The organism is Polaribacter sp. (genome assembly GCF_036480315.1).
Taxonomy (GTDB): Bacteria; Bacteroidota; Bacteroidia; order Flavobacteriales; family Flavobacteriaceae; genus Polaribacter.
In genome coordinates this window covers 21,568-34,141 of the sequence record NZ_JAZGGG010000040.1, presented here as the reverse complement: position 1 = coordinate 34,141, position 12,574 = coordinate 21,568, and the positions used below count along the sequence as shown (strand labels likewise).

12 protein-coding genes are annotated in these 12,574 nt (G+C 28.3%); 8 read left to right on the top strand and 4 right to left on the bottom strand.

Annotated elements, in window-relative coordinates; genetic code table 11:
- Nucleotides 1-91 precede the first annotated feature (91 nt).
- The 4 genes from V3V28_RS08240 to V3V28_RS08225 all read left to right on the top strand — a co-directional run bounded on the left by V3V28_RS08240 (nt 92) and on the right by V3V28_RS08225 (nt 6,099).
- Nucleotides 92-2,002 carry a DUF3857 domain-containing protein gene (locus V3V28_RS08240; RefSeq protein ID WP_331364550.1) on the top strand — a complete coding sequence of 637 codons (1,911 nt, stop codon included), beginning with the start codon at nt 92-94 and terminating at the stop codon, nt 2,000-2,002.
- Nucleotides 2,003-2,016: 14 nt separating this feature from the next.
- Nucleotides 2,017-2,613, top strand: a complete 597-nt coding sequence (locus V3V28_RS08235; RefSeq protein ID WP_331364549.1) for a DUF3857 domain-containing protein — start codon at nt 2,017-2,019, stop codon at nt 2,611-2,613.
- A gap of 219 nt (nt 2,614-2,832) precedes the next feature.
- Nucleotides 2,833-4,041: a transglutaminase-like domain-containing protein gene (locus V3V28_RS08230; protein ID WP_331364548.1), complete on the top strand. Its 1,209-nt coding sequence runs from the start codon at nt 2,833-2,835 to the stop codon at nt 4,039-4,041.
- A 51-nt stretch (nt 4,042-4,092) separates the two neighbouring features.
- Nucleotides 4,093-6,099: a transglutaminase domain-containing protein gene (locus tag V3V28_RS08225; protein ID WP_331364547.1), complete on the top strand. Its 2,007-nt coding sequence runs from the start codon at nt 4,093-4,095 to the stop codon at nt 6,097-6,099.
- Nucleotides 6,100-6,140: 41 nt separating this feature from the next.
- On the opposite strand, the gene V3V28_RS08220 is transcribed toward V3V28_RS08225, so the two are convergent.
- Together V3V28_RS08220 and V3V28_RS08215 are read right to left on the bottom strand one after the other, a co-directional pair.
- Nucleotides 6,141-6,767, bottom strand: a complete 627-nt coding sequence (locus tag V3V28_RS08220) for a CPBP family intramembrane glutamic endopeptidase (protein WP_331364546.1) — start codon at nt 6,765-6,767, stop codon at nt 6,141-6,143.
- A 3-nt stretch (nt 6,768-6,770) separates the two neighbouring features.
- Nucleotides 6,771-7,226 (bottom strand): Lrp/AsnC family transcriptional regulator, encoded by a 456-nt coding sequence (locus V3V28_RS08215; protein WP_331364545.1) that lies wholly within the window; start codon nt 7,224-7,226, stop codon nt 6,771-6,773.
- A gap of 160 nt (nt 7,227-7,386) precedes the next feature.
- Here V3V28_RS08215 and V3V28_RS08210 point away from each other — a divergent pair, with 160 nt between their 5' ends.
- Complete coding sequence (locus tag V3V28_RS08210) at nt 7,387-8,586, top strand: aminotransferase class I/II-fold pyridoxal phosphate-dependent enzyme (RefSeq protein WP_331364544.1); 1,200 nt, start codon at nt 7,387-7,389, stop codon at nt 8,584-8,586.
- A gap of 186 nt (nt 8,587-8,772) precedes the next feature.
- Here the strand turns inward: V3V28_RS08210 and V3V28_RS08205 are convergent, their stop codons facing one another.
- Nucleotides 8,773-9,864: a metal-dependent hydrolase gene (locus tag V3V28_RS08205; RefSeq protein ID WP_331364543.1), complete on the bottom strand. Its 1,092-nt coding sequence runs from the start codon at nt 9,862-9,864 to the stop codon at nt 8,773-8,775.
- A 79-nt stretch (nt 9,865-9,943) separates the two neighbouring features.
- Between V3V28_RS08205 and nhaC the strand changes: the two genes are divergently transcribed.
- Genes nhaC through V3V28_RS08190 form a run of 3 tightly spaced genes read left to right on the top strand, consistent with a single transcriptional unit; the run spans nt 9,944 to nt 12,335 of the window.
- A complete protein-coding gene (gene nhaC / locus V3V28_RS08200) occupies nt 9,944-11,428 on the top strand; it encodes a Na+/H+ antiporter NhaC (RefSeq protein WP_331364542.1) in 1,485 nt (494 codons plus the stop codon).
- 15 nt (nt 11,429-11,443) lie between these two features.
- Nucleotides 11,444-11,887 carry a hypothetical protein gene (locus tag V3V28_RS08195; RefSeq protein ID WP_331364541.1) on the top strand — a complete coding sequence of 148 codons (444 nt, stop codon included), beginning with the start codon at nt 11,444-11,446 and terminating at the stop codon, nt 11,885-11,887.
- Nucleotides 11,877-12,335, top strand: coding sequence for a GNAT family N-acetyltransferase (locus V3V28_RS08190; protein ID WP_331364540.1), 459 nt, complete (start codon nt 11,877-11,879; stop codon nt 12,333-12,335). The genes V3V28_RS08195 and V3V28_RS08190 overlap by 11 nt, the downstream gene beginning before the upstream one ends.
- A 1-nt stretch (nt 12,336) precedes the next feature.
- Here the strand turns inward: V3V28_RS08190 and V3V28_RS08185 are convergent, their stop codons facing one another.
- Nucleotides 12,337-12,573 (bottom strand): hypothetical protein, encoded by a 237-nt coding sequence (locus V3V28_RS08185; RefSeq protein ID WP_331364539.1) that lies wholly within the window; start codon nt 12,571-12,573, stop codon nt 12,337-12,339.
- Nucleotide 12,574 lies beyond the last annotated feature (1 nt).

The window sequence follows — 12,574 nt, the reverse complement described above, 5'->3', positions numbered from 1 at the left end:
TAAATAATGAGTAATTAATTAATTAATTAATAAGGTTCAAATTTTATATTTGAACCTTATTTCATACAATTGTTTGCTATCAAACAATTGTATGAAAAAGACACTTCAACTCCTAGTTATTACCCTATTTTTTTACGTTTCTGTAACATCTGCTCAAAAGGTAAATTACGCTGCCTTGCTAATTCCTGCTGAATTAAGAGAAAACGCAAATGCCGTTGTTAGAAATCAATCTATTGAAATTACAATAGAAGATGTAAATAAAATGGTGGTTAAAGAAAGAAGAACAGTAACTGTTTTAAATAAGCTAGGTAACAGGCATGTTGCTATGTATGAAAGTTATGATAATGATACTAGAATAACTAAACTCTTCGCTTTTATTTATGATGGTTTAGGTAAGCAAATAAAAAAGTATAAACAACGAGATTTTACAGATGTAAGTGCTGTAGATGGAGGAACTTTGTATTCGGATTCTAGAGTTAAATACATAGATTATACACCAATTTCTTACCCATATACTGTTGTTTTTGAATCGGAATATAAAACATCTACTACTGGTTTTATTCCTTGGTGGTTTCCTGTAAATGGATATTATGTTTCTGTTGAAAAAGGAAAATATGTAATAAAAAACCCGAAAGGAATTTCATTAAGAAAAAAAGAAACAAACTTTGATGGTTTTCAAATAGAGAGCACAAATTTAGATACCGAAATCTCTTATGTCATTGCAAATCAAAAAGCTTATAAATACGAAAATAATGCAGTTTCTTACCGAGATATTTTACCAAAGGCAATCATCACTTTAGATAAATTTAACCTAAAAGGTGTTTATGGTGAATCTACTAATTGGAATGAGTTCGGTAAATGGATGCATGAAAAACTACTAATTGGAAGAGATGTTTTAGATGCAGCTACAAGAGCTAAAGTACAAGAGTTGGTAAAAGGTGTTAATGAACCTCTAGAAAAGGCGAAATTAGTGTATGAATTTATGCAAAATAAAACGCGTTATATAAGTGTGCAAGTTGGTATTGGTGGTTGGGAGCCAATAGCTGCAAACCAAGTTGATAAAGTAGGATATGGAGATTGTAAAGGATTAACAAACTACACAAAAGCACTATTAGATGCTGTTGGCGTTACTTCTTATTACACAATTGTTTATGCTGATGAAAAAAGAGATATAGATAAAGATTTTTCTTCGATTCAAGGAAATCATGTTATCTTAAACCTACCAAATGAAGGAGATGATGTTTGGCTAGAATGTACAAGTCAAACTATGCCTTTTGGGTTTTTAGGTGATTTTACAGATGATAGAAATGTTTTAGTTGTAAGACCAGAAGGCGGGATTATAAAAAGAACTGCTATTTATAAAAATGAAGTGAATCTTCAAACTACTAAAGGAAGTGTTCAACTAAAAGAAGATGGAAGTTTAAATGCAACGTTAAATATTGTTTCTAAAGGGTTGCAATATGATGATAAGTATAACAATGAATCTTATACAGAAGATGAGTTAACAAAGTATTATAAGTCTAGTGTTTGGAGTTATAATAATAATTTAGAATTACAATCTGTAAAACTAAATAACGACAAAGAAAATATTGTTTTTACTGAAGATTTAAGTGTTTCTATTAAAAGTTATGCAAGTATAAATGCACAAGAGTATTTATTTAGAGTAAATATTTTTAATAAAAACAGTTATGTACCAAAGAGGTACAGAAAAAGGAAGTTACCTCTTAAAATAACCAGAGGTTATAAAGATGTAGACGAATATGAAATTAAAATCCCTGAAGGTTATATCTTAACAGTTTTACCACCAGTAAAAGAGCTTACCACCAAATTTGGAACTTATAAAGTAAGCCTTAAAAAAATAGACGATACTACTTTTACGTATCAGAGATTTATTGCTATTAAAGAAGGAGTATATCCTAAAGAAGACTATAAATTATATAGAAGTTTTAGAAGAAGTATTGCTAAATATGAAAGTTTAAGAATTGCTATTATCAAAAAATAATTAGAAAAATTAATATGAAGAAAATTGTTATTGTACTATTATTGATAAGTCAGATTTCGTTATTTGCACAAGATTATAAATTTGGTAAAGTATCTAAAGAAGAGCTTGAAGAAAAAATGCATCCTTTAGATTCTACCGCAGATGCTGCGTATTTGTATAGGTATAGAAGAACTTATTATAATTATAATGCATCTACAGGTTGGTTTGATGTTGTTACAGAAATACATAATAGAATTAAAATTTATACCAAAGAAGGCTTTAATAAAGCAACCCAAAGTATTGTGTATTATAGACCAGATACAGGGAATAAAGAAAAAATTACATCAATAAAAGGATATACTTTTAATATCGAAAATGGTAAAATAGATAAAGAAAAATTGTCTAAAAAAAGTATTTATGACGAGAAAAAAAATAAGTTTAGAAGTATTAAAAAAATTACAATGCCAAATATTAAAAAAGGTTCTGTAATTGATTTAGAGTATAAAATAATTTCTCCTTATTATACATATGTAGATGATTTACAATTCCAATATGACATACCAGTTAATAATTTAGATTATAAAATAGAAATACCAGAATATTATAAATTTAAAATTGCGACTAAAGGTTAATATTTTATTAACCCTTTAAAGACAACTAAAAATAAAAGTTTTTCTTACATCCAAAAATATAGAGTAGAAAATGGTGGTTATACAGGTCATACAAGTACTGTAAATCATACTTCAAAAGTAGATTATAAAGTAGAATATAATAAATATAACGCTACAAATATTCCGGCATTAAAAGGAAATGAACCTTTTGTTTTTAATATCAATAATCATAGAGGAGGCATGAAATACGAGCTTTCTTCAATAGATTTTGTTGGTAGAAGAACAAAGTATTATACAACTACTTGGCGAGATGTAAGTAAACAAATTTTTAAATCACCCAATTTTGGTTCAGAGATTAATAGAACAAGTTATTATAAAAATGATTTAACTACAATTTTAGCAAATACAACTTCAGATATAGATAAAGTTGGAGCCATTTTTCAATATGTAAAATCTAAAGTAAAGTGGAATGGTAATTATAATAAGTATGTAGATAAAGGTGTTAGAAAAGCTTATAAAGAAGGTGTTGGAAATGTTGCAGATATTAATTTAATGTTAACTTCAATGTTGCGTTCTGCTGGTTTAAATTCAAACCCTGTAATTGTAAGTACTAAAGCAAATGGTGTTCCGTTATTCCCTACTTTAGATGGTTTTAATTATGTGATTTCTATGGTAGAATTTACAGACAATACCTATGTTTTGTTAGATGCTTCAGAGCCATTTAGTTTACCAAATATTTTACCTGTTAGAGCTTTAAATTGGAATGGAAGAAAAGTTACTAAAGATGGGAATTCTTCTTGGGTTAAATTAACTACTTCTAAACTGTCTAAAGAAGATAACAATGTAATGATAAAAATTACAGAAGATTTAAACGTGGCTGGCTTAATTAGAACTAAATATAGCAATTTAAAGGCTTTAAGTTTTAGAAGAGATAATAATCAGATTAAAGAAGAGAGCTTAATTTCTAAATTAGAGAATAATTATGGTATAGAAATAGATAACTATAAATTGAATAATGCCATTAAAATAAACAAACCCATAAGTAGAACTATTAAGTTTAATAGTGAAGATCTAGTAGAAGGTATTAATGAGAAATTATACATAGAGCCTTTGTTATTTTTTACAAAAAAAACAAACCCTTTTAAATTAAAAGAAAGAAAATTCCCTGTAGAATTTGATGCTCCTTTTGTTACAAAAAATACAGTTTCTATTCAAATTCCTGAAGGATATAAAGTAGAAACATTACCAGAATCTTTAGCAATTGGTTTGCCAGAGAATTTAGGTGTATTTAAATATCAAGTAAGTCAAAGAGGTAGTAAAATAAACACCGTTGCAATTTTACAATTTAACAATGCAATTATTGCACCTGTTTATTATGAAGCTTTAAAGGAGTTTTACGGTCAAATGGTAAAAAAACAATCAGAGAAAATTGTTTTAGTAAAAATGTAGCACTAAAATCCAACACAAAACTTTAGAACTGCTATCAAAAGAAAATATTAAATGAAAAAGATTACAATTGTATTACTATTATTTAGTCAGTTATCAATATTTGCACAAAATTATAAGTTTGGTAAAGTATCTAAGGAAGAATTAGAAGAAAAAATGCATCCACTAGATTCTACTGCAAATGCAGCTTATTTGTACAAGAGTAAAGAGGTTTTTATAGAATACTCTGCAAGTGAAGGTTGGTTATTAGTAACTCTCGTTCATGAACGTATTAAGATTTATAAAAAAGAAGCTGCAAATTATGCCTCTGAAGAGATTAGATTATTTAAAAGAGGAGGAACAGATGAAATTATTAATGGATTAAAAGCATACACTTATAATTTAGAAGGGAAAAAAATTAAGAAGGATAAATTACAGAAAAATCAAATATTTGAAAACGAAGTTTCAAAAAACTGGTTTTCTAAAAAATTTACAATGCCAAAAATAAAAGACGGAAGCATTGTAGAATATAAATACAGAAAAACATCTCCATATTTTCAATATGTAGATAAAATTGAACTCCAACATAGTATCCCTATTAAGAAACTAACTGTTTTAGTTAAAATACCAGAATATTATGTTTACAAAACACATAGTAAAGGGTATTTGCAGATGTACTTTAATGAATCTGTAAAAAATAAAAAAATAAATTTCACTTATAGATCTAATGGAGGTAATGTAGGTACAAAGACTACCAAGTATGAAAAGTCAATAGATTTAAAATATAAATACTATGAAATGGATAAAAAAAACATCCCTGCTATTGACATAAGGGAACCATATATTTCTTCCATAAATCAATATAAAAGTAGTGTTAGTTTTGAATTAAGTTCAATATTAATACCTGAATCTAGACCGCAATATTTTGCTAACTCTTGGGAAGGAGTAGCTAAGCGAATCTATAAAACTTCTTCTTTTGGAGAAGAATTAAAAAAATCAAGTTATTATAGAAACGATTTAGAAGGAATCATAAGTGGTAAAACTTCAGAGTCTGAAAAAATGATTGCCATATTTCAATTCGTTAAAAATAAAATGAAGTGGAATGGAATTGAAGGTAAATACACACGTGATGGTGTAAGAAAGGCTTATAAAGAGGAAGTTGGTAATGTTTCAGAAATAAATCTAATACTAACATCAATGTTACGTTTTGCTGGTTTAAATGCAAATCCGGTTTTAGTAAGTACAAGAGATAATGGAGTGCCTATTTTTCCAACAATAACTGGTTTTAATTATGTTATTTCTATGGTTGATTTTGAAGATGGAAGTTATGTTTTATTAGATGCTTCAGAAATTTATAGCTTGCCTAATATATTACCAACAAGGGCTTTAAATTGGAATGGTAGAAAAATAACTAAAAACGGAACTTCTTCATGGGTAAAACTAACGCCCAACATACATGCATTTGAGGAAAATAATATGATGGTAAATATTTCAAAAAATTTAATTGCAGAAGGTTTTATTAGAACAAAGTTCGATAATTCCAAAGCCTTAAATTTTCGAAAAAACTACAATCATATAAAAGAAGAAAGTTTAAAAAGTCTGTTAGAAGAAGAAAGAAATATAGAAATTGTTGACTTTAAAATTCTTAATAAGTACAAAATAGGAAAACCTGTTCTTAGGAATGTAAAATTTAATATCGAAGATTTAATAGAACAAATTAGTGGTAAAATATATATTGAACCTTTATTGTTCTTAACCGAAAATACTAATCCATTTAAATTAGAAGATCGAAAATTTCCTGTGAATTTTACGGCACCCTGGAAAGACAAAAATACAGTTTCTATACAAATTCCAGAAGGCTATAAAGTTGAAACATTACCAGCTCCTTTGGCTATTGGTTTGCCAGATAATATTGGGGTATTTAGATATCAAGTAAAACAAGTTGGAAATAAAATTAGTACTACTTCTATTTTGCAGTTTAATTCTGCAATTATAACTCCAGAATATTATGAAGCATTAAAAGGTTTTTATGGAGAACTTGTAAAAAAACAATCAGAGAAAATAGTTTTAGTAAAAATGTAAATTTATAAGCCCAAAGCGAAAGTTTTGGGTTTTTTTAAGTTTTACGATGGAAACCCAAGCATATTGCCCATACCAACAGTAAATAACCAGCAACCATAAATTGCATGCTCAACAGAAACTAAAAGTGTTGATTTTGTTTTTTTATAAGTAATAGTAAATAGAATTCCGCCTATAAATGTAAGAATCATTACCAAAGTATTCTTGAAAAACAGATGCGCTAATGAAAATAGAATTGCATTGATAATTATGAAAATATTTACATTTTTAAATAGGTTTTTATATCGTTGAAAGAAGAAGGTTCTGTACAAAAGTTCTTGAGGATATACTGAAAAAACAGAATAAAAGAGTAAAATTAAAATCCACATTAATGGTTTGTTCAAGACTACATTAAAGAGGTTTTCTTTTTCAGTATACCAAACAAAGACAGTTGTTATTAACCCTATTACTAGTAGTTTAATCAATGTTGTTTTCCAGAATTCCTTCCAATTAATGTTTTTTTGAATTTGAAGTTTTATCTTTTCAACCTTAAATAAAACATACAAAATATAGGTAAAGCCTAAAACACCAATAATCAATTTTAGTATTGACGAGTATTCAAAAACAAAACTTAAAGGAATTACTATAAATAGTAGTATTAATTCAACGAACTTATAACGTACAGTTTGCATATTTTAAAGATTTATGGCAGTTGTGTTTTTAACTTTTTCTATAGTAAAAATACTATGTGTACTTCCAATATATTTTATAGCGGTTAATTTAGTAACCATAAAATCTCTATATGCGTCCATATCTTTTACGTATATTTTTAGAATATAATCATAATCTCCACTTACATGAAAACATTCAGAAACTTCTTCTAGTTTTAAAATTTCACGTTCAAAAGTAGTAACATATTCTTTAGAGTGTTGTACCAGTTTTATATGACAAAAAACTAAAAAAGATTTCTCTATTTTGTTTTTATTGATGATAGCCACATATTTTTCAATTACATCCTGGTTTTCCAATTTTTTAATACGTTCATAAACGGCCGTAACAGACAAATTTAACTGAAGAGAAAGTTGTTTAGTTGTTTGTTTGCTGTCGTTTTGTAATAAATTGATGAGTTTTTTATCTGTTTTGTCTAACATCTTGCTTGAATATAATCTAAAAAACCATTTATTAAAGAGCTGTTTTAGATTTTAAAATTAATAAATTAATCAAATTTAGAATATTAATCTATAATAGGTAATTTTTGTTGATAAATTTTCTTAATTATTGTTTTTTTGTGATAACTTAAACTTAACTATTATGAAATTTAATCCAGCAGATAATATTCAAGATTTACAATACTTTGGTGAATTCGGAGGTGTAAATCCATCAATTTCAGATTCATCAACCTATACGTTTATTTCGGCAAAAACAATGTTCGATACTTTTGAAGGAAATGCAGATGGTTGTTATTTATATTCACGTCATTCTACGCCAAGTAACTTGTATTTAGGTGAAGCTTTAGCAGCAATGGAAGGTACAGAAACTGCAAATGTTTCAGCTTCAGGAATGGGTGCAATTACACCAGTTTTATTACAATTAGTTGGTGCAGGAGAACATATTGTTTCTAGTAGAACTATTTATGGAGGAACGTATGCTTTCTTAAAAAATTTCACTCCAAGATTAGGAATTGAAACAACGTTTGTAGACATCACAAAATTAGATATTGTAGAAGCTTCAATTACAGAAAAAACCAAGGTTTTGTATTGTGAATCTGTTAGTAATCCACTTTTAGAAGTTGCAGATATTGTTGGTTTATCCGCTTTAGCGAAAAAACACAATTTAAAATTAGTTGTAGATAATACGTTTTCTCCATTGTCAATTTCACCAGCAAAATTAGGTGCAGATGTTGTAATTCATAGTTTAACAAAATTTATAAATGGTTCTTCAGATACCGTTGGTGGCGTCGTTTGTGGAACGCAAGAATTTATAAACGATTTACGAAATGTAAATAGTGGTGCAAGTATGTTGTTGGGTTCTACAATGGATTCTTTAAGAGCATCTTCTGTTTTAAAAAACATGAGAACTTTGCATATTAGAATGAAACAACATAGTTATAATGCAGCTTTTTTAGCTGATAAATTTGAAGCAGATGGATTAAAAACAGTTTACCCAGGTTTAGAATCTCACCCTTCACACAAACTTTTTAAAAGTATGATGAATGCAGAATATGGTTTTGGAGGAATGTTAACAGTAGATGCTGGTTCTATTGAAAAAGCCAACGAATTAATGGAGTTAATGCAGCACAAAAATTTAGGTTATTTGGCTGTAAGTTTAGGTTTTTATAAAACATTATTTTCTGCTCCAGGAAGTTCTACTTCATCGGAAATACCAGAAGATGAGCAGAGAGAAATGGGACTTTCAGATGGATTAATTCGTTTTTCTATAGGTTTAGATAATAATATTGAAAGAACTTATGAAGTAATGAAATCTTGTATGAAAGAAGTTGGGGTTTTGTAGAACAGTATTTTGGGCGTTACCTTTCAGGCCAGGCTTTCGCACTCGCTTTTTTTGTTGAAAAAACAAAAAAGAGCTCAAACAATTGCTCAATCCTTAACGCGTATCGCAAACTCAAAAAAGGAATTTCTTTACAATTTCCAAAATGATTTTCAGACCTCACAGGTTTTAAAAACCTGTGAGGTCTTTTTAAATTCCTTTTAAACGCTCTATAAACTTTCCAAAATCTTCTTTGCTTGGCGGATTTCCATTAAAAGGTAAAATATCCCATTTATCATTTTCAAAGAAGATTGTAAAGTTAAAAACAGAAGTATTTATATCATCAGGATTTAACATCGGATAACGTAAATCTACATATTTGTAAGTGCCAATTTTTTCTCTTTTGGTAATGTTATAATAATCGTTACTAAACCAAGCTAAAGTTTGCAGGTTTTTATCATTCATGTCAATTAAATCATGGTTCTTTTCAACGGTAATTATTTTATCTGCAGTAGCGCTTTTATCAAATAATGAGTAAAAAGTTAGATAATATTTGTCTTTTGTTTCTGCAACAGCATACCAAAGAATATTATTCAAAAGAGAAGGTTGAGCAGAAAATCTGGTATAAGAAATTCCTGCTTTTTCAAAAGATTTCTTAAAAACGGAATCTATATAAATTTTATTTCCAATAGTAAAAAGCATATAAAAAGAACTGATGTAAATTCCAATTTTAGTCCATTTTAATCTTTTAGTATTTGTTCTTTTGAAGAACATAACTACAATTAAACAAATTAAAAAAGGCAAGGTATATAAAGGGTCTACAACAGAAATATTATTGAAAGCCACTCTGTAATCAGAAAAAGGAGCAAATAATTGTGTTCCATAAGGTGTAAAACAATCTAATAGAGGATGCGTAAAAATAGCCCAAAAGAATAACCAAATCCAGTTTTTATTTGTTGTTGGAATTTCATTAATGTATTTAGTATAAATTTTTAATAGAAATTTATTCCAACTGAAAATTTTCTCAATAGATTTAATTTTTTTAGAATTTTCATAAAATTGATGGGTCAACCACCCAAAAACAAAACAACCCAAAATTGCAAACAAAACAGAATGCATAAAACCTCTGTGAAAAGCCATTGCTTGTATTTCATTAGAATATAAAAAGCGTCCTATAAAAACATCTAAATCTGGTATTGTACCTCCAATTGCACCAAAGAGTAAAGCTTTGTTTCCAATCTTTTTACCAAGCACAATTTCGCCACAAGCTGCACCTAAAATAATTTGTGTTAATGAATCCATGAAGGCAAAAGTAAGTGAACATATTCAATTTGCATAACTTCTTCTAAAATCGTAACATTACAAGACCAAAATTTATAGAATGCAAGACGAAAAAAACATATCAGAAATAAAAATTGAAGATCAAAAAATTATAGAAAACAAAGAGTTGAATATTTGGGAAGCATTATTTCCTGTTTTAGCTTTGGTTATAATGTTAGCGTATAATGTTTCTGTATTTGGTGATGATGCTTTAAGTGGTAGTAATCAATTTATATTATTGTTAGGTGGTGCTGTTGCGGCATTTGTTGGTTTTAGAAATAAAGTTTCTTATAAACGCATGATTGAAGAAGTTGCTGAAAATATAAAATCTACAGTAGGTGCAATTTTAATATTATTAATGGTTGGTGCTTTAGCAGGAACTTGGTTAATAAGTGGGATAATTCCTTCGATGATCTATTATGGTTTGCAAGTTTTAAACCCAACAATTTTTCTAGCAGCATGTTTAATAATTTGTGCCGTTATTTCTATTGCAACAGGTAGTTCTTGGACTACATCTGCAACCGTTGGTATTGCGTTAATAGGTATTGGTGAGGCTTTGGGAATATCTCTAGGAATGACCGCAGGAGCTGTTTTATCTGGAGCTTATTTTGGAGATAAAATGTCGCCAATGTCAGATACTACAAATTTAGCACCAGCAATGGCGGGTACTGATTTGTTTACACATATTAAGTACATGGCATATACAACTGTACCAACAATTATTATTACGTTAATTATTTTTATTATTCTTGGATTTACACAAAATTCTACTGGTGAGGCAGATACTAGTGTTTTGTTAGCAGATATAAATAAAGCTTTTAATATTTCTCCTTGGTTATTTCTAGTACCAGTAATTGTTATTGCTTTAATTGTAAAGAAAACACCACCATTAGCAGCATTGTTAGCCGGAACTATTTTAGGTGGAATTTTTGCATTAATCTTTCAACCTGAAGTGGTTGCTCAAGTTGCGGGTGTAGAAAAACTAGATTTTAAATCGGCATACAAAGGAATTTTACAAGCAATTACTGTAAAAACTGCTGTAGCTACAGAAAATGTAGCATTAGCAGATTTATTTACAGCAGGTGGAATGTCAAAAATGTTAGGTACAATTTGGTTGATATTATGTGCAATGGTTTTTGGAGGAATTATGGATGCAATAGGGGCTTTAGCAAGAATTAGTAGTTTTATGTTAAACTTATTCGATTCTGTTTTTGGCTTATTTGCAAGTACGGTTTTTACATGTATAGGTTTAAATTTTACAGCTTCAGATCAGTATTTAGCAATTGTTGTTCCTGGTAAAATGTATGCGAAAGCATATAGAGATAAAGGTTTAGCGCCAGAAAATTTAAGTAGAACTTTAGAGGATTCAGGTACAGTAACCTCTGTTTTAATTCCTTGGAATACTTGTGGAGCATATCATTCTGGAGTATTAGGAGTTTCCGTTTTTGATTATGCTTTTTATGCTATTTTTAACTGGTTAAGTCCTTTTATGACATTAATTTTTGCTGCTTTTAGTATTAAAATTAAGCAATTGGCAACGAAGTAAGTTGGACCTTTTTTTATGGACTTATTAAATATTATTGAAAATAAAATAACTTATTCAGGAACAGAAAAAAATAAAGGTGCATTTTCAAGTTGTAAACCTTTTCAAATTAGAATATCTGATATGAAATATATTGCGATGTCTCCTAGAATGGCTTTAGACGATGAAGAATGTTTTTTAATTTTTGTTGATAAAAAACATAATTTATTTAAATTACCACTTTTTCATACTGAGAACATTTCCGAAGTTGTTAAATATTTTCAGTTAAAAATTATTGGTGAAAATTATAATAAATATTTTAGTTATGAAAGCCATTATGGCAAAGTTGATAAGATAATTTATCCTAATAGATTATTTTTAGAAGATCTGTTTTATAATGATTGGAAGATATTTATAAGAGGTTTGTATTCTTGGATTTTACCAAAATCATTTTTTGGAAATATTATTGATTATGATAATTAGAGCAACGGTTTCTGATGCAAAAGAACTCACGGAAATTGCTTTAAAATCAAAAGCTTTTTGGGGTTATTCTGATGAATTGATAGAAAGTTGGAGAGAAGACTTAACGATTACTTCTAAAATGTTTGATGACTGGAATGTGTATAAATATCTTGTAGATAATGAAATTTCTGGATTCTACATTTTAAACAGAGCAAATATTAGAACTAGTTTTTTAGAGTTTTTATTTGTTTCACCAAAATATATGAAACAAGGAATCGGAACAAAATTACTAAATCACGCAATCGAATATTGTATTGGAGGTAGTTCTGCTATTTTAAATGTGCTTTCAGACCCAAATGCAGAAGCCTTTTATGCAAAACATGGTTTTAAAGTAATTGATAAAAGAGAAAGCTCTATTATAGGTAGGTTCTTACCTGAAATGGAGTTTGAAATTATTGAAAATATGTAAGTTATTTTTTCTTTAAAATATTTAGAAGTATAGAAATCATCAATAAAAACCATGGGCTTCCATGAATCAAAACATCAAACCAATCTGCTGATTTCATCCCTGTTTCTGTAGAAAAAACATTTCCACCTAAAATCCATTGAATTTTACCCCAAATATGTGGCGGATTAAAAGGAGCTAAACCTAAAGTTAAACTTGCTGTTAAAAAGAGTTTCCAGTTGTTTTTAAGTTGATTTTTCATC